This window comes from Modestobacter sp. VKM Ac-2982, assembly GCF_026967935.1.
Taxonomy (GTDB): Bacteria; Actinomycetota; Actinomycetes; order Mycobacteriales; family Geodermatophilaceae; genus Modestobacter.
Map to the genome: position 1 here is coordinate 177,670 of NZ_JAPVBL010000005.1, position 19,224 is coordinate 196,893.

Genomic DNA, 19,224 nt, shown 5'->3' on the forward strand with positions numbered 1-19,224 from the left:
TCGAACATCTTGCCAGATGCTCAACGCCAGAGTGGCACCCACCCCGGCACCCAGTCCGGGACGCCCGTCATGTGCAGCGTCACGATCAGCACGCCGAACACGAACGCCGCGGTCACGGCGGCGATGGACAGCCGGACGAACAGCTGCTGGCGGTTCAGCCAGGCCGACCACCGGGCGACGTGCAGCCGGGTGAACTCCAGCACCCGCTCCGCCCAGGTGAACTCGGTGGCGAGCAGGAAGAGCCCGGCGATCACGGTGAGCCAGCCGGGCCCCGGCAGCGGGATGGTGACGATGCCGAAGGTCACGACCAGGCCACCCACCAGCCCGACCGCGCCCCGGTACGGCGTGTCCATGCTGCGGCGGGCGGCGATCCACCGGCGCCACCCCGCCTCGGCGACCCGCTCACGCAGGCTGTGCACCTCGTCGGCGTCGTAGCGGGCGCGGCGCTGGTCGGCGGTCTCGGGCACGTCCGGGTCCGCCGGGCCCGGCACGTGCTCACCCGGCGCTGCCATCGTGTCCTGTCCGCTCAGCTGGTCACCTGCCCGGTCGCGACGATGTCCGTCGGTTCCGACGGAGCCTGTCGACCGGGCTCGATGCTGACGGCGTAGGAGGGGTACTCGTCGAGTCCGGTCGCCGCTGAGCCTACGGTTCGCAGGTCCATCTCAGAAGTGACCACGTCGAACGTGCCGATGGCCACCGCGGGACCATCGGGCAACCCCCAGACGACGTAAGTGCTCTCGCTGGGGTCGTTGACCGGCAGACCGTCGGCCAGCACCTGCAGCTGACCGTCCCGCGCGACGACGGTGGCGAGGTCCGCCCCGTCCTCGTCCCCGACGAGCGGGGCGATGGTGGCCTGCCCCGGCTCCAGGAGCGCGTCCAGCACCTGGGCCTGCTCGGCCGCTGCGGCCACGGCCTCGTCGCGGGCGCTGGTGAGCGCGACGTTCCAGGCGCCCAGCGCCAGCACCGCGGCCACCCCGGCGGCGACCAGAGCGGTCGGCAGCACCCGCTTCCAGGCCGGGCGGGGGTCGGCGAACCGGGCAGGCAGGGGCAGCTGCAGGTCCCGTGCGGAGGTGCTGCCCGTGCCGGCGCGCGGGGGGGCCGACCGGGCGGCGGGACGGGTCGGCGCAGCCGGGGACTGCTCACGCCGACGCTCGGGGAGGGTGTTCTGCGGCAGCTGCTCGGTCTCCTCGACCGCTGCGCGCAGCCGGTCGCGGAGCGCGTCCGACGGCTCCGCCTGGGGCAGGTCGCTGGACATCGCCGTCATCACCTCGGCGGTCTCGGCGACCGTGTCCGCGCAGCGGTCACAGTCGGCGAGGTGGGCGGCGAAGAGGTCCTCGTCCTCGGGCTCGAGGGCGTGCAGCGCCCAGCCGACGGCGAGCTCCTCCCAGCGGCGGTGCTCGTCGTCCTGGCCGCTCGCCGGTGCGGTCATCGGGGGCCCCCGTCGGCCGGCGTGACCCCGGGCAACCCCGTGCCGAGCGTCTCCTTGAGCCGGCGCATGCCGGCCAGCATCCGGGTCTTGACCGTCCCCAGCGGGGTGCCGGTCAGGGCGGCCACCTCCCGCTGGGTGTACCCGCCGTAGTAGGCCAAGGTCAGCGCCTCCCGTTGCGGATCAGGCAGGGAGCGCAGCGCCGTCCGCACGCGACCGGCCTCCACCCGCTCCCAGGCCTCGTCCTCGACGTCGTGTGTCTCGGTCGGTGCCGCGAGCGCCATGTCCTCCTCCGCCCGTGCCGTGCGGCGGCGGTGCGACTCCTCACGCCGGACGGCGTCCACCGCCTTGTGGTGGACCATGGTCAGCACCCAGGAGGCGACGCTGCCCCGGCTGCCGTCGAAGGCCCCGGGGTTGCGCCAGATGCCCAGGAAGACGTCCTGGAGCACGTCCTCGGCCAGCACCTCGTCGGCCAGCACCCGGCGGGCCAGGGCGAAGGCCGGGCGCCGGAAGCGCAGGTACAGGTCGTCGACCGCCGTGCGGTCACCGGCCGCCATCCGGCGGACCAGTTCGAGGTCGGCTGCGCCGTCCTCGGGACTGCGCACTGGTCGGCTCACGAGGCCCATGGTCACACGCGGCGTTCGGCACGTCGGCGCTGATCGGTTCACCACCTCGTGCCGGGCTCGGCGACGGCGTCAGGCCGTGTCGGGTGTCGACTCCTGGGGCGCATGTGACCGGTGTGACGCGACACGCCGAGACCATGCGTGACCAAGGGCCGTTCTGGGTCGTTAAGGAGGCATGCCCCGCCACTCGATGTCCGGCTGCACCGCTCGGACGACGTTCCACCTCATCGGCCCCCAGTCCTGGACGGCCGTCCCGGCCGCCCTGGTCTACGACTCCACCGACCCGTTCGCGGTGCGCGTCCGCTTCGGCGACGACAGCGCGGCGGAGGTCGACGTCCACGACGACGAGGCGGCCACGCAGGCACCCGACCTCGACGACACGGACCCGGACGACGAGGGCAGCGTCGAGTGGCTGCTCAGCCGCGACCTGCTGCGGGCCGGCCTGATCGGACCGGTCGGCGAGGGGGACGTCCGGCTGTGGCCGGCCCGCAACGGGCTGGACGTGCTCTTCCTGCAGCTGCGTGCCCCCTCGGGCGAGGCGCTGTTCGAGGTGTCCGGCGCCGCGGTCGGCCAGTTCCTGCGCGAGACCGACGCCCTGGTGCCGGTCGGCGCGGAGAGCGAGCTCCTGCAGGTCGACGAGGAGCTCACCGCGCTGCTGCGCGGCGGCACCGACAACCCCACGTCGCACTGACCTCCACGCGCCGCTGACCAGCGAAGACCCCCGTTCCGACACCCCCCGGACCCCCCCGGTTTGGAGGCCCGAATCGGGTCGGTTAGAGTTCTCCCCGTAACGCGGACTTGATCCGTAACGCGGACGTGGCTCAGTGGTAGAGCATCACCTTGCCAAGGTGAGGGTCGCGGGTTCGAATCCCGTCGTCCGCTCGGAACCCCGGGCGTTGGTCTCTGGACCGGCGCCCGGTGTGCGGTGGAGTGGCCGAGAGGCGAGGCAACGGCCTGCAAAGCCGTCTACACGGGTTCAAATCCCGTCTCCACCTCGTCTCCTCCACGGAGCACGGGTGTGGAGGCAGGCCGGTCGGCAGACCGGTACGGGCGATTGGCGCAGCGGTAGCGCGCTTCCCTGACACGGAAGAGGTCACTGGTTCGATCCCAGTATCGCCCACCAGCTCCAGCAGGCCCCAGGTCCACGGACCTGGGGCCTGCTGTCGTCTCGGGCAACAGCTCTGTGGGCGCTCCGGTACGACTGTGACGATCCCCACTCAGCCGACCGGCACACCGTCCGCGGCCGCGCGGAGCGCCGCCACGTCCAGCTTGCGCATGCCGAGCATCGCCTGCACGGCACGCTGCGCCCGCGCCGGGTCCGGGTCGGCGAAGATCTCGGCCATGCCGGCCGGGACCACCTGCCAGGACAGTCCGTACCGGTCCTTCAGCCACCCGCACTGGCTCTCCTCTCCCCCGTCGCCGACGAGCCGGTCCCAGTACCGGTCGACCTCGGCCTGGTCGGCGCAGTCGATCTGGAAGGAGACGGCCTCGGTGAAGGGCAACTGCGGGCCACCGTTGATCCCGACGAACCGCTGGCCGGCGAGCTCGAACTCCACCGTCATCACCGACCCGGTCGGGCCGGGCGCCCCCTCCGGGTACCGGGTGACGTCGATCACCCGCCCCGCCCCGAACACGTCGATGTAGTACTGCGCCGCCTCCTCGGCCTGGGTGTCGAACCACAGGTTCGGGACGATCTTCTGCTGGGCCATCTCAGCTCCGCTCCTCGACCGGCACCCCGCACCGGGGTCTGAAGTGAGGACTGCACCGGCCGGCGGAACTCATCGCCGCGGTCAGCGCGTGGCCGGCTCCACCCGCTCGGTCCAGAACCGCTGCACCTGCTCCGCCAGCGCCGCTCGCCCACCGTCGTTGTGCAGCACGACGTCGGCGACCGCACGGCGCTGCTCGTCGGTGGCCTGGCTGGCGATCCGGGCCCGCGCGTCGGCGGCGGACAGCCCCCGGTCCAGCAGCCGGGCCACCCGCGTCTCCGGATCGGTCTCCACGACGAGCACGAGGTCGAAGGAGCCCGCCTGGCCGGTCTCCACGAGCAGGGGCACGTCCTGCACCACGACCGACCCCGATGGTGCGGCAGCGGCCAGCTCAGCGGCGCGGGCGCGGACCCGGGGGTGGACGATCGCATCCAGCCGGGCCCGGGCGGCGGGATCGGCGAAGACGACCGCGGCGAGGGCCGCGCGGTCCAGCGCACCGTCCTCGGCGAGCACGTCGGACCCGAACTCCTCGGCGATCGCCGCCAGCCCCGGCGTGCCGGGCGCCACGACCTCCCGAGCCAGTCGGTCGGCGTCCACGACGACCGCACCGCGTTCGGCCAGCAGGGCCGCCACGGTGCTCTTCCCCGAACCGATGCCCCCGGTCAACCCGATCTTCAGCACGGGCCGACCTTAGGAGGGCGCACCCCACCCGCAGGTCTCGGGGAGGTCACGGCGACGCCACCCTCGGCGCGTCGCACCAGTCACACCAGTCACAGGACCTACCTTTCGTCCCGGTGGACTTCCCCCGCCACAGGAGAGAGGCAGAACCGACCATGTCCCGTTCCACGCTCGATGGCGCACTGTCGGCCGCTGGCACTCCCCGCCGTGGTCGGCACCGGCTCGACAACCCCGCCGGGGTGCGCTGCTCGGACCTGCCGGGCGTGCGCGAGCGCCTGCCGCAGAGCCGCCGGGGAGCCGCGTTCTTCCGCGCCCTGATCCCCAGCGTCCGCTCCGGCAGGCACACCTGGGACTTCCTGGCCAACGCCGGCGGCCGTCCGCGGACCGCGTTCGCCATCATCCTCAGCCTCTGACGCAGGGCGCCGGGCCGCATCGTCCGCGAACGCGCGGCAGGCCGCTGCGGGCGCGCGCGATCCACGGCTGAGCCGCCCCCGCAGCCCGCCCGCCGACGGCGGGCGCACGAGCCAGGGCCGCGCCACCGTCCGACGGCTCAGGGCTCAGTGCTGAGCCACGAACAGCCACGACCCCGTCGACCTCCACGGTCGACGGGGTCGTCGCGCTGCGGGTGACCGACCGGCAGGTCGGCCCACCCTCCTGCACAGACGACCGTGCGCCGCCCACCCGGAGGTGGACGGCGCACGGTCAGGTGCTGCTCAGCCGAGCTGCGGGGTCACTCGCCGCCGGCGAGCTTGGCCCGCAGGGCCGCCAGTGCCTCGTCGGAGGCGAGGGTGCCACCGGTCGAGGGGGCGTCCGGCGTGTCGACCGGCTCGCTGGAGTAGCTGCCGCCGGCCGCAGCCTCGGCGTCGGCCTCCTTGGCCGCCGCGATCTGCTTGCGGTGCGCCTCGAACCGGGCCTGCGCCTCGGCGTACTGCCGCTCCCACGTCTCGCGGGCCTCGTCGTAGCCCTCGAGCCACTCGCCGGTGGAGGCGTCGAAGCCCTCGGGGTAGACGTAGTTGCCCTGCTCGTCGTACTGCGCGGCCATGCCGTAGGCGGCCGGGTCGAACTGCTCCTCGTCGCCGACGACGCCCTCGTTGGCCTGCTTGAGGGACAGCGAGATGCGACGACGGTCCAGGTCGATGTCGATGACCTTGACCAGGATCTCGTCGCCGACCTGCACGACCTGCTCCGGGATCTCCACGTGGCGCTCGGCCAGCTCGGAGATGTGCACCAGGCCCTCGATGCCCTCGTCGACGCGCACGAACGCACCGAAGGGGACCAGCTTGGTGACCTTGCCCGGCACGACCTGACCGATCTGGTGCGTGCGGGCGAACTGACGCCACGGGTCTTCCTGGGTCGCCTTCAGCGACAGCGAGACCCGCTCACGGTCCAGGTCGACGTCGAGGACCTCGACGGTGACCTCCTGGCCGACCTCGACGACCTCGGACGGGTGGTCGATGTGCTTCCAGGACAGCTCGGAGACGTGCACCAGACCATCGACGCCACCCAGGTCCACGAAGGCACCGAAGTTGACGATCGAGGAGACGACGCCCGTGCGGACCTGGCCCTTGGCGAGCTTGTTGAGGAACTCGCTGCGGACCTCGGACTGGGTCTGCTCCAGCCACTGACGACGGGAGAGCACGACGTTGTTGCGGTTCTTGTCGAGCTCGATGATCTTCGCCTCGAGCTCGCGGCCCACGTAGGGCTGCAGGTCGCGGACGCGACGCATCTCGACCAGCGAGGCGGGGAGGAACCCGCGCAGGCCGATGTCGAGGATGAGGCCGCCCTTGACGACCTCGATGACGGTGCCGGTGACGACCTCGTCAGCTTCCTTCTTGGCCTCGATCGTGCCCCAGGCGCGCTCGTACTGAGCCCGCTTCTTGGACAGGATGAGCCGGCCTTCCTTGTCCTCCTTCTGGAGGACGAGGGCTTCCACCTCGTCGCCGACCTTGACGACCTCGGTCGGGTCGACGTCGTGCTTGATGGACAGCTCACGCGAGGGGATGACGCCCTCGGTCTTGTAGCCGATGTCCAGCAGCACCTCGTCCCGGTCGACCTTGACGATGATGCCTTCGACGATGTCGCCGTCGTTGAAGTACTTGATCGTCTGGTCGATCGCGGCGAGGAAGTCCTCGGCGGTGCCGATGTCGTTCACCGCGATCTGGGGGGTGCTGTCGGGACGGACCTGAGTGGAGGTCATGTGGTCGAGTGCTCCGGACGGGGGATGCGTAGGGACAGGATCACCCGCGGCCGAGGACGACCGCGGGGAGGTTCACGGGAGACGGCGATGCCGACCCCCGCACAGGGAGGTCGACGCCACAGACCTCTGGCGTGATCCCCATCGTACGGACCCGGCGAGGGGCGGTCCACCAGGGGTGTGGCCCGGCCGGGACGGTCGCCCACCCGACGGCGTGTCACCATCGGCGCGTCATGGACAGCACCCCCGCGCGCCCCTCCGTCGCCCCGCTGCCGTTGGCCGAGGACGGCTACCCGGCGGCCGGTGGGGTGACCCGCCGCGCGGCCGGCCCGGCCGAGTCCGCCCGGGCCAACCGGGGCTGGTGGGACGCCGCCGCACCGGCCTACCTCGCCGAGCACGGCAGCGACCTGGGCGACGCCGACTTCCTCTGGTGCCCCGAGGGGCTGCGGGAGGCCGACGCGCACCTGCTGGGCGAGGTCGCCGGGCGCCGGGTGCTGGAGATCGGCTGCGGGTCCGCGCCCTGCGCCCGCTGGCTGCGGACCGCCGGTGCGTCCCCGGTGGCCTTCGACGTGTCCGGGGGCATGCTCGCCCGCGCGGCGGAGCTGAACCGGTCCACCGGCATCGACGTTCCGCTGCTGCAGGCCGACGCGGGGGCGCTGCCCCTGGCGGACGCCAGCGTGGACCTGGCCTGCTCGGCCTTCGGCGGCCTGCCGTTCGTCGCCGACGCGCGGGCCGTGCTCGCCGAGGTCGCCCGGGTGCTGCGGCCGGGTGGCCGGTTGGTCGCCTCGGTGAACCACCCGATGCGGTGGCCGATGCCCGACTCCCCCGACCCGGCGGACCTGCGCGTCGTCTCCTCCTACTTCGACCGCGCGCCGTACGTGGAGACCGACGAGGCCGGGACGACGGTCTACGTCGAGCACCACCGCACGATCGGTGACTGGGTGCGAGCCGTCGTCGGCGCCGGGTTCGTCCTGCGCGACCTCCTCGAACCCGAGTGGACGCCCGGGCGGACCGAGACCTGGGGGCAGTGGTCCCCGGAGCGCGGTGCGCTGATGCCCGGGACGCTGATCCTGGTATGCGACCTGCCCGGCTGAGCCGCCGTCGACCTGCCGATCGGGGCGCGGACCTGCGAGGCTGTCCAGCGACACCGGCTCCGCCCGGTGACGCCGGACCGGAGCGAGGGAGCCGCGCGGTGGACCAGAGTGCACAGTCCGTCCTGGGCGATGCGACCGAGAGCGCCGTGGTGCTGTTGGTCCCGGACGCCGACCCGCTGGTCGACCCACACCGCCAGCAGTTCGACGTCTCCGCGTCCTGGGGGGTCCCGGCCCACCTGGCGGTCATCTACCCCTTCGTCACACCACGCCAGGTGGACGACGCCCTGCTGGCCGGTCTGGCCGAGCTCCTCGCGACAGAGCCCGCCTTCGACTGCACGTTCACCGGGACCGCGTGGTTCGGCGAGGAGATGCTCTACCTGGTCCCCGACCCCGAGGAGCCGTTCCGCCGGATGACCCGGCGGGTGGCCGAGGCCTACCCCGACCACCAGCCGTTCCTGGGCGCGCACGGCGAACCGGTGCCGCACCTGAGCATCGGGCAACGTCGCCAGGGCGACCTGGCCGGCCTCGAGCAGGCCCAGAAGGTGCTGTGCGAGGCGATGCCGCTGCGGACCCGCATCGACACCGCCGCGTTCTACGCCGGCACCCGGGAGCCGGGCTCCTGGCACCAGGTCGCCACGTTCCCCCTGGGCCGCCCCACCAGCTGAGCGCCCCGCCCGTGGCCACGATGCAGTGGCCCGCGCCGAGCCTGCGAGGCGTGGGGGCATCGGGGTCCTTCGTCAGTGGGCCGCGTCGTCCCAGCTGGTGCCGAAGCCGACCGAGACCTCCAGCGGCACCGACAGCTGGGCCGCCCCGCCCATCTCCCGCCGCACCAGCGCCTCCAGGGTCTCCCGCTCACCCGGCGCCACCTCGAGCACCAGCTCGTCGTGGACCTGCAGCAGCATCCGTGAGCTCAGCCCCTCGGCCGCGATCGCCCGCTCCACGTTCAGCATCGCCACCTTGATGACGTCGGCGGCCGACCCCTGGATCGGGGCGTTCAGCGCCATCCGCTCGGCCATCTCCCGGCGCTGCCGGTTGTCACTGGTCAGGTCGGGCAGGTAGCGGCGGCGGCCCAACGTCGTCTCGGTGTAGCCGGTCTGCCGGGCGTCGTCGACCACCCCGTCCAGGTAGTCCCGGATGCCGCCGAACCGCTCGAAGTAGGCGTGCATCTGACCGCGCGCCTCCTCCGGGGTGATCCGAAGCTGCTGGGACAGCCCGTAGGCGCTCAACCCGTAGGCCAGGCCGTAGCTCATCGCCTTGATCCGCCGGCGCATCTCCGGGTCGACCTGCTCGATCGGGATGTCGAACGCCCGCGACGCGACGAAGGAGTGCAGGTCCTCCCCCGAGGTGAACGCCTCGATCAGGCCGGCGTCCTCGGACAGGTGGGCCATGATCCGCATCTCGATCTGGCTGTAGTCGGCGGTCATCAGCGACTCGTAGCCGGCGCCGACGACGAAGGCCTGCCGGATCCGGCGCCCCTCGGCACTGCGGATCGGGATGTTCTGCAGGTTCGGGTCGGTCGAGGACAGCCGACCGGTCGCCGCGATCGTCTGTTGGTAGGTCGTGTGCACCCGACCCACCTCGTCGACCATCGGGATCAGCCCGTCGATGACGGTGCGCAGCCGGGTGACGTCCCGGTGCCGCAGCAGGTGCTCCAGGAACGGGTGCCCGGTGGAGGCCAGCAGCGAGGTCAGGGCCTCGGCGTCGGTGGTGTAGCCGGTCTTGTTCTTCTTCGTCTTGGGCAGGCCGAGCTCGTCGAAGAGGACCGCCTGCAGCTGCTTGGGCGAGCCGAGGTTGATCTCCTTGCCGATGACCGCGTAGGCCTCGTCCGCCGCCTCGGTCACTGCGGCGGCGAACTCACGCTGCAGTTCGCGCAGGGAGTCCAGGTCCGCGGCGATGCCCCGGTGCTCCATGGCCGCGAGCACCCGGGTCAGCGGCAACTCGATGTCCCCGAGCAGCTGGTCGCCGCCCTTCTGCCCGAGCACCTGCTCCAGCGCGTCGGACAGGTCGTTGACCGCCACCGCCTTGAGGACGTCGGCGTGCGCGGCGGCCGCGGCGACGTCCTCCACCGAGGGCCCGAGCCCGTCGAGGGTCAGCTGACCCTCCGGCTCCGCGGCGTCCTTGAGCTCGCGACGCAGGTAGCGCACCGCCAGGTCGCCGAGGTCGAACGACCGCTGCCCGGGGTTGACCAGGTAGGCCGCGAGGGCGGTGTCGCTGACCATGCCCTGCAGGTCCCAGCCGCGGCTCCAGATCGCCAGCAGCGGGCCCTTGACCTCGTGCACGACCTTGGGGGTCGCCGGGTCGGCCAGCCAGCCGGCCAGTGCCTGCTCGTCGGCGGTGTCGAGGTCGGGGCCCAGGTCGACGAAGGTGGCGTGGTCGTCGGCGGCGGCCAGCGCGATCCCGGTGAGCTCCCCGACACCGCGGCCCCAGGTGCCCCGGAAGACGACCCCGGTGTGCCCGGTGCGCGCGTGCGCGGTGAGCCACCCGGCCAGCTCACCCGGGGCCAACCGGTCGGCGGTCACCTCGAAGCCGCCGTCGACCTCCGGCTCCGGGGTGGCGAGCGTGGCGAAGAGCCGGTCGCGCAGCACCCGGAACTGCAGGTTGTCGAAGAGGGTGTGCACCTCGTTGCGGTCCCAGGGCTGGACGGCCAGGTCCTGCGGCCCGACCTCCAGCGGGACGGCGCGGTCCAGCTCGGTGAGCCGGCGGTTCTGCAGCACCGAGGAGAGGTGCTCCCGCAGCTTCTCCCCGACCTTGCCCTTCACCGTGTCGACCTGGTCGACCAGCGCGTCCAGCGACCCGTACTCGCGCACCCACTTGGCGGCGGTCTTCTCCCCCACGCTCGGGATGTTGGGGAGGTTGTCGCTCGGGTCGCCGCGCAGTGCGGCGAAGTCGGGGTACTGGGTGGGGGTGAGGCCGTACTTGGCCTCCACCTCCTCCGGGGTGAACCGGGTGAGGTCGGAGACGCCCTTGCGCGGGTACAGCACCGTCACGTGCTCGTTGACCAACTGCAGCGCGTCCCGGTCGCCGGTGCAGATCAGCACGTCCATGCCCTGCTCGACCGCCTGCACGGTGAGGGTGGCGATGACGTCGTCGGCCTCGTAGTTCTCCGCGGTGATCACCGGGACGTGCAGCGCACCCAGCACCTCCTGCACCAGGCTCACCTGGCCGCGGAAGTCGGTCGGGCTCTCGGCGCGGTTGGCCTTGTAGTCGGCGTAGATCTCGCTGCGGAAGGTCTTGCGGCTGACGTCGAAGGCCACCGCGAGGTGGCTGGGCTGCTCGTCGCGCAGCACGTTGATCAGCATCGACGTGAAGCCGTAGACGGCGTTGGTCGGCTGCCCGGTGGTGGTCGAGAAGTTCTCCACCGGCAGGGCGAAGAAGGCCCGGTAGGCCAGCGAGTGGCCGTCGAGCAGCAGCAGCCGCGGACGGACCCCGGAGGCCGGGTCGGAGGCGGACGCTGGGTTGCTGGCTGAGGTGCTCACCGGTGCGGACATCGACCGCGATCCTAGAAGGACCCGGCTGCTCCCCACGCCCCGCGAGCTCGGCGCGGGACCCTGCAGCCGGGCCGCAACTACGGTGCGTGCATGACCACCGCGCGTCCCGACTGGCTGCCGTCCGACACCCAGGGCCCGCTGGACGACAAGCTCGGGATCCAGATCACCGACTACACCCCCGACCGGCTGGTGGCGACGATGCCGGTCGCCGGCAACGAACAGCCCTTCGGCCTGCTGCACGGCGGGGCCACCTGCGCCCTCGCGGAGAGCATCGGGTCGTGGGCGGCGATGCTGCACGCCGGGCCCGGCGGGACGGTGGTCGGCATCGAGCTGAACGCCAGTTACCTGCGGGCGGCCACCTCCGGCCTGGTCACCGCGGTCTGCACACCGGTCCGGCGGGGCCGCACCCTGGCGACCTTCCTGATCGCGGTGAACGACGAGGCCGGCCGGCCGACCGCCAGCGCACGGCTCACCTGCCTGATCCGCCCCGCGCGCTGAACCCGGAGCGGGGACCGCCCCGCCACCGGTCCAGGGGGCGCGGGGCCGTGCGCTCGGGCGACACGTCGTCCCCGGACTACCGGTGAGTAGCACATCGGCGTGTCGCAGAAGGGTCACAGTGTGTCCCAGCAGGTCGATCCCCGTAACAGCGGTGGGTTACTGTCCCGGCTCACATCCAACGGCTGGGAGGTCGAGTGACGCACGCGCCCCACCGTGCCGCGAGGTGCGGGGAACGCAGCACCACCCGGGAGGACCCACCCGGACACCGGCGGAGCCCACGCCGGTGGCGCAGCGCCCACCGTCCACTGGTGCTGGCCCTGCTCATCGCCGCCTTCGGGATGGCCTTCGCCACCCTGGTGCCCGGCGTCGCCTCCGCGGCCGAGGCCGGCGAGCAGGTGCGCGGCACCCTGCAGACCAGCCTGAGCGGCCCCATCGAAGGGGTCACCGTCGAGGTGGCCACCCCCGACGGCGAGACCGTGGACACCGTCCAGACCGGCGAGGACGGCCGGTGGGAGGTCGATCTGCCGGCCCCCGGCCAGTACGTCGTCAGCGTCGACCCCGACGACCTGCCGGAGGGCGTCGAGCTCAACGGCGAGCCCAGCCGGACCGTCACCGTGGACGCCGGACGCGCCCAGCCGGTCAACATCGGCCTGAACGACGGCAGCCGCAACGACGGGGGCGGCACCGTCCGCGCCGTCCAGCTGTTCGTCGACGGCCTGCGCTTCGGGCTCCTGATCGCGATGGCAGCGGTCGGCCTGTCGCTGATCTACGGCACCACCGGGCTGACCAACTTCGCCCACGGCGAGCTGGTCACCATCGGCGCCATCGCGGCCTGGTACATCAACGTGCAGGGCGGGGTGCCGCTGATCCCGGCGGCCCTGCTGGCGATGGTGGTCGGCGGTGTCGTGGGCGCCCTGAACGAGCTGGCCATCTGGCGGCCGCTGCGGCGCCGCGGGACCGGGCTCATCGCGGCGCTGGTCGTCTCGATCGGCCTCTCCCTGGCGCTGCGCTACAGCTACCAGATCTTCTACGGCGGGTTCTCCAACCCCTACGCCGACTACCAGGGGCAGCGGGCGCGGAGCTACGGGCTCTTCACCCTGCAGGACCGGGACATCGCCTCGATCGTCATCGCGGTCGTCGTGCTCGTGCTGGTGGCGCTCATGCTGCAGCGCACCAAGATCGGCAAGGCGATGCGGGCGGTGTCGGACAACCGGGACCTGGCGGCGTCCTCCGGGATCGACGTCAACCGGGTGGTCCTCTTCGTCTGGGTGCTCGGCGGCGCGCTCGCCGCGCTCGGCGGCGTCCTCCTCGGCCTCTCCGACCAGGTCCAGTGGGACATGGGCTTCCGCCTGCTGCTGCTGATGTTCGCCGGGGTCACCCTCGGTGGGCTCGGGACCGCCTACGGCGCCCTGCTCGGCAGCCTCATCGTCGGCGTCTTCGTGCAGATGTCCACCCTCGTCATCCCGAATGACATGAAGTACGTCGGAGGGCTGCTCCTCTTGATCGTCATCCTCGTCGTCCGTCCCCAGGGCATCCTGGGCAGCCGAGCCAGGATCGGCTGACCGATGGCCGACCTCCTCAACGCGTTCGCGATCGCGGGCAAGGCGTTCTTCGGGTTCCAGGCGATCTTCTTCGCCCTGCTCGCCATCGGCATCAACGTGCACTTCGGGTACACGGGCCTGCTCAACTTCGGCCAGATCGCCTTCGCCATGCTCGGCGGCTTCGGCATCGCCATCTCGGTGAGCCTGTGGGGGCTCCCCTTCTGGGTCGGCGTGATCGTCGGGGTGCTCGCCTCCGTCGTCCTCGCCCTGCTGCTCGGCCTCCCCACGCTGCGCCTGCGCGCCGACTACCTCGCCATCGTCACCATCGCCACGGCCGAGGGGCTGAGACTGGTCTTCCGATCCGTCTCCGCCACCCCGGTCACCGGTGGCACCCGGGGCCTGTCGGCGTTCAACCGCGACTTCATCGCGCTGGCCCCCTGGGACACCGGTCGCCGGTACGACCTGATCGGCACCACCTGGAGCGGCAGCGAGCTCTGGGTCGTCACGATCGGGTGGATCCTGGTGGCGCTGTGCTCGCTGCTCGTCTGGGCGCTCATGCGCTCTCCGTGGGGCCGGGTGGTGAAGGCCATCCGGGAGGACGAGGACGCCGTCCGCTCGCTGGGCAAGAACGTCTACGCCTACAAGATGCAGGCCCTCGTCCTGGGCGGGGTCTTCGGTGCCTTCGGCGGCATGGTCTACGCCGTCGGCACCGGTTCGGCGATCCCCGACCAGTACCAGAACGCCAACACCTTCCTGGCGTACGCGGCGCTGATCCTCGGTGGTGCGGCGCGGGTGCTCGGCCCCGTCATCGGGTCCATGCTGCTGCTGTTCATCCTGCAGTTCGCCGACACCGGGCTGCGCTCCCTGATCGCCAACGGGGTCATCCCCGCGGAGCTGCTCTCCTCGACCGACGTCGCGCAGCTGCGCTACGTGCTGGTCGGGATCGGGCTCATGCTGTTGTTGGTGTTCCGGCCCCAGGGCATCTTCGGTGACCGACGAGAGGTGATGCTCGATGCCCGCTGACCCCGCTCCCCACGGCGCGCACGCCGCACGGTCCGACGAGGCCACGATCCCGGCCGGCGCCGCGGCTCCGGCCGGCGCCACGCGCGCCCGACCCACCCGCGTGGCTCAGGCGGCCCTCCGGGACGTCCCCTGGGAGGTCGGCGTCGCCAAGCCCGACCCGGCGATCGTCGTCGACCACGTCACCCGCACGTTCGGTGGCCTCACCGCGGTGTCGGTCGACCACCTGGAGATCCAGCGCGGTGGGATCACCGGGTTGATCGGGCCCAACGGTGCCGGGAAGACGACGCTGTTCAACCTGCTCACCGGGTTCGACCAGCCCAACACCGGCACCTGGTCGTTCAACGGCCGGGACCTGGGCAAGCTGAGCCCGCACCAGGTCGCCCGGCTCGGCGTCGTCCGCACCTTCCAGCTGACGAAGGCGCTGTCCCGGCTCACCGTCCTGCAGAACATGCTGCTCGGCGCTCAGGGACAGAGCGGGGAGAGCTTCCTCCGCGCCCTGGTGCCCGGCACCTGGAAGGCGCAGGAGAAGGCCAACACCGAGCGGGCGATGGACCTCCTCCGGCGGTTCAAGCTCGACGCCAAGAAGGACGACTTCGCCGGCAGCCTGTCCGGCGGCCAGCGCAAGCTGCTCGAGATGGCCCGCGCGCTCATGAGCGAGCCGCAGGTGGTCATGCTGGACGAGCCGATGGCCGGGGTGAACCCGGCGCTGACCCAGAGCCTGCTGGGCCACGTCAAGGACCTCCGCGAGGAGGGCATGACGGTCATCTTCGTCGAGCACGACATGGACGTCGTCCGGGACATCAGCGACTGGGTCGTCGTCATGGCCGCCGGCAAGGTCATCGCCGAGGGCGCACCGGACTCCATCAGCCAGAACAAGGCCGTCGTCGACGCCTACCTCGGCGCGCACCACGACGCCCCGCTGTCCGAGGAGGAGGAGGACCGCTTCCTCGCCGAGGACCAGGCGGCCGAACGTGCCCGGCGCGAGGACGTCATCAGCTCCGACCGGGGCCGCAAGAGGAGGACAGGACGATGAGCACCGCCGACGTACCAGGTCCGCCGGAGGACCGCAGGTTCTCGGTCCCGGAGTCCGAGCAGGACCGGCCGGTCGCCGAGGAGCCCGGACCCGCCACCGCGGCGGCCATGTCGCCCGCGGAGAAGGCGGCCACCCGGGAGGAGCACCTGCGGCTCGCCGAGGGCGCGTTGGTGCGCGCCGACGACCTGGTGGCGGGCTACGTGCCCGGGGTCAACATCCTCAACGGCTGCGACTTCTACCTCGCCGACGGCGAGCTGGTGGGGATCATCGGCCCCAACGGCGCCGGCAAGTCCACGCTGCTCAAGGCGCTGTTCGGGCTGATCCCGGTCCGGTCCGGCGGGGTGACCCTCCGGGGGGAGGACATCACCTCGGCCCCGGCCCACCGGCTGGTGTCCCTGGGTGTCGGCTACGTCCCGCAGAACAACAACGTGTTCCCCTCGCTCACCATCGAGGAGAACATGCAGATGGGCGTCTACCTGCGTCCGAAGTCGTTCAAGGAACGCTTCGACTACGTCGCCGAGCTGTTCCCGCTCCTCGGTGACCGGCGCAAGGGCAAGGCCGGCGCCCTCTCCGGTGGCGAACGGCAGATGGTGGCCATGGGTCGGGCGCTCATGATGGACCCCTCCGTGCTGCTGCTGGACGAGCCCTCCGCGGGCCTGTCCCCGGTGCTGCAGGACGAGGTGTTCATCCGCTGCCGGCGGATCAACGCCACCGGCGTCTCGATCATCATGGTCGAGCAGAACGCCCGGCGGTGCCTGCAGATCTGCCACCGTGGCTACGTGCTCGACCAGGGCCGCAACGCCTACACCGACACCGGCAAGTCGCTGATGAACGACCCGAAGGTGATCGAGCTCTACCTGGGGACCCTCGCCAAGGCCCAGTGACACCACGACGACGGCCGGTCTCCCCTGGGAGGCCGGCCGTCGTCGTCCCCGGAGCTGCCGGGCGAGGCAGACTCACCCGGTGCTCCTCCTCGTCCACCTGATCGCGGTCAGCGCGTACGCCGGCTTCCAGTGGACCGTGCGGGTGCTCGTCTACCCCCAGTTCGACCAGGTGCCCACGGCTACCTTCCCGGCCTACGAGCGTGCGCACCAGCGCCGGGTGGCCCGGGTGGTGGGGCCCCTCTTCGCCGCACAGGCGGTGACCAGCGGCTGGCTGCTCGCCGACCGGCCGGCCGGGACGCCGTGGGGCCTGGCCGTCGGCGCGGCCACGGTGACCGCCCTCGTCCTGCTGGTGACTGCGCTGGGCGCCGTGCCGCTGCACCGCCGGCTGGACGCCGGCTGGGACGCCGCCGTCCACCGCCGGCTGCTCCGCGTGGACGCCGTCCGGGTGGGCCTGGCGAGCGCCGGCGTCGTCTTCGCCGTGCTGCTGGTCGACTGAGGCACTCCCCCGTGCCCCGCACAGCACTGCGGCCCGGCACCTCGAGGGTGCCGGGCCGCAGCCTGGAACGGTGGGACTGCCTCAGCGCTGCTCGATCACAGCGCCTCGTACCTCAGCTCAGCGCTGGGGCCCGATGCCCTGGGCGTTGAGGCCCTGGATGATCCGCGAGGACTCCTCGAAACCGATGACCACGACGGCGTCGGGGTTGAAGTCCACCATCTGCTGGACCTCTGAGTCGAAGTTCGCCGCCTGCGGGTCGTAGGTCACGTACTCGATGCTGTCCTCGGACAGACCGCCGGCGATCAGGTTGTCGCGGGTGTTCTCGGCCAGACCGGTGCCGTACGGGTCGTTGATCGCCAGGATGCCGACGGTGTTGTTGCCGTCCTCGGCGATCAGGTCGGCCAGCGCGCGGGCCTGCAGCGTGTCCGGGGGCGCGGTGCGGAAGTACAGCCCGTTGTCGTTGTACTCGGTGAACTGGTCGGAGGTGTTCGCCGGCGAGATCTGCAGGACACCGGCACCGGTGATGGTGTCGATGACGGTGAGGCTCACGCCGGACGACGCGGCACCGACGATGGCGTCGACGTTGGACTGCAGCAGCCGGTCGACGGTCTGGGTCGCGGTGTCGGTCGAGGCGTCACCGGAGTCACCCTCGACGAGCTGCACCGGCTGGCCGAGCACGCCACCGGCCTCGTTGACCTCGTTGACGGCCAGCTGTGCGGCGGCGACCTCGGGCGGGCCGAGGAAGGCCAGGTTCCCGGTCAGCGGCAGCAGGGTGCCGATCACCAGGGGGTCGCCCGTGGCGCCCGCCGGCGCGTAGGCCGGGCCCTCGTCGGTGGCGGCGTTGGCCTCGTCGCCGGCGATGACGAACTCGGTCGCCTCGTCGTCGAGCGCGTTGTCCTCACCGAACTGGAGGATGCCGAAGCTGGCCTGGGCCGGCTCGCCGGCCTCGGCGAAGCTCAGCGGCCCGCTGACACCGTCGTAGTCGACGTTGCCGCCGGCGTTGATGATCTCCACGCAGGCGCTGTAGCTGTCGCAGGCCTCGCCACCGAAGGTCAGCCCGTTGAGGTACGGCGCGAACACGGTGGCGTCGCTGCTGCCGGCGGCCTGGGCCGCCAGCGCGGTCAGGATGACCGCGTCGTAGGTCTCACCGGCGTAGTTGTAGTCCTGCAGGTCCGGGTCGATCGCGAGCAGCCGCTCGGTGAAGTCGCCGGACAGCTCGGTGAGCGGCGTGGTGCCGCTCATCCCGACGAGCGCACCCTCGTCCGAGAAGTCCTCGCCGAGGGCGTTGCCCATGTTGCCGTCGGTGCCGTAGATGTTGACCTGCTTCTCGCCGCTCGCATCCTCAGCAGCGGTACCGCCGTCCTCGTCGCTGCCGCCACAGGCGGTCAGCGCGAGGAGGGCAGCACCGGAGAGGGCGGTCGCGCGGGCAAACGTGCCTGTGCGCATCAAGGAACTCCCAGTGAGGTGTGTGCTCCACGCTCTCCGGCAGGCCCCATTGCCTGTCGGGGAGCCGATCAGTGCGGAGAACCTAACTGTCGACTGGGCAGGGCGGACCGCCCTCGACCGTACCGTGATGAGGTCGTGACCTGCACGTTGCGCAGTCGCCACACCGTCGACGGGTGCGACACACCGGCGCAACGCGCCGGGGACTCTGCCCCGGCGAGGCGCTCAGGAGTCGGCGGGAGCGGTCGGGCTGGGTTCCCCGGTCGGCTGCGCGTCGGTGGCCAGGATCGCCTGAGCCAGGGCCTTCATCGACGTGCGCTCGTTCATCGCCGTCCGCTGGATCCAGCGGAACGCCTCGGCCTCGGTCATGCCGCGCTCGGACATGAGCCGACCCTTGGCCTGCTCGACGACCTTGCGGGTCTCCAGCCGCTCCTTGAGGTCGCTCACCTCGGCGTCCAGGGCGTGCATCTCCTGGAACCGGCCCACCGCCACCTCGATCGCGGGCACCAGGTCGTTCTTGGAGAACGGCTTGACCAGGTAGGCCATCGCACCGGCGTCCCGAGCGCGCTCGACGAGCTCCCGCTGGCTGAAGGCCGTCAGCACGATCACCGGCGCGATCCGCGCAGCGGCGATCTGCTCGGCCGCGGCGATGCCGTCGAGGACGGGCATCTGGACGTCGAGGACGACGAGATCCGGGCGCAGCAGCTGGGCCTGCTCCACGGCAGCCTGGCCGTCGCCGACTTCGGCGACGACGACGTAGCCCTCCTCCTCCAGCATCTCCTTGAGGTCCAGGCGGATGAGGGCCTCGTCCTCAGCGATGAGGACCCGGGTCGGTGCGTTGGTCACCGGGTGATCCTATCGGCCGCAGGCGGCCGGACCCCGCCAGATACCCTGCTGCTCACCCAGTTGAGCTGGCCCCCGTACCCCAATCGGCAGAGGGAGCGGATTCAAAACCCGCGCAGTGTGCGTTCGAGTCGCACCGGGGGCACCGAAGGACCAGCACGAACTGCAGCGAGTCACAACCCGCGCAGTGTGCGTTCGAGTCGCACCGGGGGCACCGAAGGACCAGCACGAACTGCAGCGAGTCACAACCCGCG

The 19,224-nt window shown here is 71.8% G+C and carries 19 protein-coding genes and 4 tRNA genes; 14 read left to right on the top strand and 9 right to left on the bottom strand.

The window, feature by feature from the left end; all coding sequences use genetic code 11:
- Positions 1-20 precede the first annotated feature (20 nt).
- Genes O2W20_RS18270 through O2W20_RS18280 form a run of 3 tightly spaced genes read right to left on the bottom strand, consistent with a single transcriptional unit; the run spans position 21 to position 2,052 of the window.
- Positions 21-512, bottom strand: a complete 492-nt coding sequence (locus O2W20_RS18270) for a TIGR02611 family protein (RefSeq protein ID WP_269171748.1) — start codon at positions 510-512, stop codon at positions 21-23.
- Positions 513-526: 14 nt separating this feature from the next.
- Positions 527-1,429 (bottom strand): anti-sigma factor domain-containing protein, encoded by a 903-nt coding sequence (locus O2W20_RS18275; protein WP_269171747.1) that lies wholly within the window; start codon positions 1,427-1,429, stop codon positions 527-529.
- A complete protein-coding gene (locus O2W20_RS18280) occupies positions 1,426-2,052 on the bottom strand; it encodes a sigma-70 family RNA polymerase sigma factor (protein WP_269171746.1) in 627 nt (208 codons plus the stop codon). The genes O2W20_RS18275 and O2W20_RS18280 overlap by 4 nt, the downstream gene beginning before the upstream one ends.
- 172 nt (positions 2,053-2,224) lie before the next feature.
- Between O2W20_RS18280 and O2W20_RS18285 the strand changes: the two genes are divergently transcribed.
- The 4 genes from O2W20_RS18285 to O2W20_RS18300 all read left to right on the top strand — a co-directional run bounded on the left by O2W20_RS18285 (position 2,225) and on the right by O2W20_RS18300 (position 3,172).
- Complete coding sequence (locus tag O2W20_RS18285; protein ID WP_269171745.1) at positions 2,225-2,740, top strand: SsgA family sporulation/cell division regulator; 516 nt, start codon at positions 2,225-2,227, stop codon at positions 2,738-2,740.
- A gap of 119 nt (positions 2,741-2,859) precedes the next feature.
- Positions 2,860-2,931, top strand: a tRNA-Gly gene (locus O2W20_RS18290).
- Between the two features lie 42 nt (positions 2,932-2,973).
- Positions 2,974-3,044, top strand: a tRNA-Cys gene (locus O2W20_RS18295).
- Between the two features lie 53 nt (positions 3,045-3,097).
- A tRNA-Val gene (locus tag O2W20_RS18300) sits at positions 3,098-3,172 on the top strand.
- A gap of 94 nt (positions 3,173-3,266) precedes the next feature.
- Here O2W20_RS18300 and O2W20_RS18305 read toward each other — a convergent pair.
- The gene (locus O2W20_RS18305; RefSeq protein WP_269171744.1) at positions 3,267-3,758 is read right to left on the bottom strand and encodes a VOC family protein; all 492 of its coding nucleotides are present in this window, start codon (positions 3,756-3,758) and stop codon (positions 3,267-3,269) included.
- Positions 3,759-3,839: 81 nt separating this feature from the next.
- Positions 3,840-4,436, bottom strand: coding sequence for a dephospho-CoA kinase (gene coaE, locus O2W20_RS18310; RefSeq protein ID WP_269171743.1), 597 nt, complete (start codon positions 4,434-4,436; stop codon positions 3,840-3,842).
- A 152-nt stretch (positions 4,437-4,588) separates the two neighbouring features.
- On the opposite strand from coaE, the gene O2W20_RS18315 reads away from it, so the two are divergent.
- Complete coding sequence (locus O2W20_RS18315; protein WP_269171742.1) at positions 4,589-4,846, top strand: hypothetical protein; 258 nt, start codon at positions 4,589-4,591, stop codon at positions 4,844-4,846.
- A gap of 317 nt (positions 4,847-5,163) precedes the next feature.
- Here O2W20_RS18315 and rpsA read toward each other — a convergent pair whose 3' ends face one another.
- The gene (gene rpsA, locus O2W20_RS18320; RefSeq protein ID WP_269171741.1) at positions 5,164-6,630 is read right to left on the bottom strand and encodes a 30S ribosomal protein S1; all 1,467 of its coding nucleotides are present in this window, start codon (positions 6,628-6,630) and stop codon (positions 5,164-5,166) included.
- 230 nt (positions 6,631-6,860) lie between these two features.
- Between rpsA and O2W20_RS18325 the strand changes: the two genes are divergently transcribed.
- On the top strand, positions 6,861-7,721 hold the full coding sequence (locus tag O2W20_RS18325) for a class I SAM-dependent methyltransferase (RefSeq protein WP_269171740.1): 861 nt from the start codon (positions 6,861-6,863) through the stop codon (positions 7,719-7,721).
- Positions 7,722-7,819: 98 nt separating this feature from the next.
- Positions 7,820-8,386 carry a 2'-5' RNA ligase family protein gene (locus O2W20_RS18330; RefSeq protein ID WP_269171739.1) on the top strand — a complete coding sequence of 189 codons (567 nt, stop codon included), beginning with the start codon at positions 7,820-7,822 and terminating at the stop codon, positions 8,384-8,386.
- A 72-nt stretch (positions 8,387-8,458) separates the two neighbouring features.
- Here the strand turns inward: O2W20_RS18330 and polA are convergent, their stop codons facing one another.
- The gene (polA, locus tag O2W20_RS18335) at positions 8,459-11,209 is read right to left on the bottom strand and encodes a DNA polymerase I (protein WP_269171738.1); all 2,751 of its coding nucleotides are present in this window, start codon (positions 11,207-11,209) and stop codon (positions 8,459-8,461) included.
- A 90-nt stretch (positions 11,210-11,299) separates the two neighbouring features.
- On the opposite strand from polA, the gene O2W20_RS18340 reads away from it, so the two are divergent.
- The 6 genes from O2W20_RS18340 (at position 11,300) to O2W20_RS18365 (ending at position 16,684) form a co-directional block, all read left to right on the top strand.
- Positions 11,300-11,707, top strand: coding sequence for a PaaI family thioesterase (locus O2W20_RS18340; RefSeq protein ID WP_269171737.1), 408 nt, complete (start codon positions 11,300-11,302; stop codon positions 11,705-11,707).
- 308 nt (positions 11,708-12,015) lie between these two features.
- The gene (locus O2W20_RS18345; RefSeq protein WP_269171736.1) at positions 12,016-13,269 is read left to right on the top strand and encodes a branched-chain amino acid ABC transporter permease; all 1,254 of its coding nucleotides are present in this window, start codon (positions 12,016-12,018) and stop codon (positions 13,267-13,269) included.
- Positions 13,270-13,272: 3 nt separating this feature from the next.
- Complete coding sequence (locus tag O2W20_RS18350; RefSeq protein WP_269171735.1) at positions 13,273-14,271, top strand: branched-chain amino acid ABC transporter permease; 999 nt, start codon at positions 13,273-13,275, stop codon at positions 14,269-14,271.
- Positions 14,261-15,304 (top strand): ABC transporter ATP-binding protein, encoded by a 1,044-nt coding sequence (locus O2W20_RS18355; protein ID WP_269171734.1) that lies wholly within the window; start codon positions 14,261-14,263, stop codon positions 15,302-15,304. Before O2W20_RS18350 ends, O2W20_RS18355 begins: the two co-directional genes overlap by 11 nt.
- The gene (locus O2W20_RS18360; protein ID WP_269171733.1) at positions 15,301-16,188 is read left to right on the top strand and encodes an ABC transporter ATP-binding protein; all 888 of its coding nucleotides are present in this window, start codon (positions 15,301-15,303) and stop codon (positions 16,186-16,188) included. Before O2W20_RS18355 ends, O2W20_RS18360 begins: the two co-directional genes overlap by 4 nt.
- 79 nt (positions 16,189-16,267) lie before the next feature.
- Positions 16,268-16,684 carry a DUF1772 domain-containing protein gene (locus O2W20_RS18365; RefSeq protein WP_269171732.1) on the top strand — a complete coding sequence of 139 codons (417 nt, stop codon included), beginning with the start codon at positions 16,268-16,270 and terminating at the stop codon, positions 16,682-16,684.
- A gap of 117 nt (positions 16,685-16,801) precedes the next feature.
- Here O2W20_RS18365 and O2W20_RS18370 read toward each other — a convergent pair whose 3' ends face one another.
- Entirely contained in the window at positions 16,802-18,130 is a 1,329-nt protein-coding gene (locus O2W20_RS18370) for an ABC transporter substrate-binding protein (RefSeq protein WP_269171731.1), read from the bottom strand.
- A 222-nt stretch (positions 18,131-18,352) separates the two neighbouring features.
- Positions 18,353-18,973, bottom strand: a complete 621-nt coding sequence (locus tag O2W20_RS18375) for an ANTAR domain-containing response regulator (protein ID WP_269171730.1) — start codon at positions 18,971-18,973, stop codon at positions 18,353-18,355.
- Between the two features lie 68 nt (positions 18,974-19,041).
- Between O2W20_RS18375 and O2W20_RS18380 the strand changes: the two genes are divergently transcribed.
- Positions 19,042-19,115: transfer RNA gene (locus O2W20_RS18380), tRNA-Leu, on the top strand.
- The last annotated feature ends 109 nt before the right edge of the window (positions 19,116-19,224 follow it).

Excerpts from the sequence above, each read along its gene's own strand:
- O2W20_RS18275 (WP_269171747.1), bottom strand. The coding sequence starts at position 1,429 with ATGACCGCACCGGCGAGCGGCCAGGACGACGAGCACCGCCGCTGGGAG.
- O2W20_RS18350 (WP_269171735.1), top strand. The coding sequence starts at position 13,273 with ATGGCCGACCTCCTCAACGCGTTCGCGATCGCGGGCAAGGCGTTCTTC.
- polA (WP_269171738.1), bottom strand. The coding sequence starts at position 11,209 with ATGTCCGCACCGGTGAGCACCTCAGCCAGCAACCCAGCGTCCGCCTCC.
- O2W20_RS18285 (WP_269171745.1), top strand. The coding sequence starts at position 2,225 with ATGCCCCGCCACTCGATGTCCGGCTGCACCGCTCGGACGACGTTCCAC.
- O2W20_RS18360 (WP_269171733.1), top strand. The coding sequence starts at position 15,301 with ATGAGCACCGCCGACGTACCAGGTCCGCCGGAGGACCGCAGGTTCTCG.
- O2W20_RS18270 (WP_269171748.1), bottom strand. The coding sequence starts at position 512 with ATGGCAGCGCCGGGTGAGCACGTGCCGGGCCCGGCGGACCCGGACGTG.
- rpsA (WP_269171741.1), bottom strand. The coding sequence starts at position 6,630 with ATGACCTCCACTCAGGTCCGTCCCGACAGCACCCCCCAGATCGCGGTG.
- O2W20_RS18370 (WP_269171731.1), bottom strand. The coding sequence starts at position 18,130 with ATGCGCACAGGCACGTTTGCCCGCGCGACCGCCCTCTCCGGTGCTGCC.
- O2W20_RS18355 (WP_269171734.1), top strand. The coding sequence starts at position 14,261 with ATGCCCGCTGACCCCGCTCCCCACGGCGCGCACGCCGCACGGTCCGAC.
- O2W20_RS18280 (WP_269171746.1), bottom strand. The coding sequence starts at position 2,052 with ATGGGCCTCGTGAGCCGACCAGTGCGCAGTCCCGAGGACGGCGCAGCC.
- O2W20_RS18305 (WP_269171744.1), bottom strand. The coding sequence starts at position 3,758 with ATGGCCCAGCAGAAGATCGTCCCGAACCTGTGGTTCGACACCCAGGCC.
- O2W20_RS18315 (WP_269171742.1), top strand. The coding sequence starts at position 4,589 with ATGTCCCGTTCCACGCTCGATGGCGCACTGTCGGCCGCTGGCACTCCC.
- O2W20_RS18340 (WP_269171737.1), top strand. The coding sequence starts at position 11,300 with ATGACCACCGCGCGTCCCGACTGGCTGCCGTCCGACACCCAGGGCCCG.
- O2W20_RS18325 (WP_269171740.1), top strand. The coding sequence starts at position 6,861 with ATGGACAGCACCCCCGCGCGCCCCTCCGTCGCCCCGCTGCCGTTGGCC.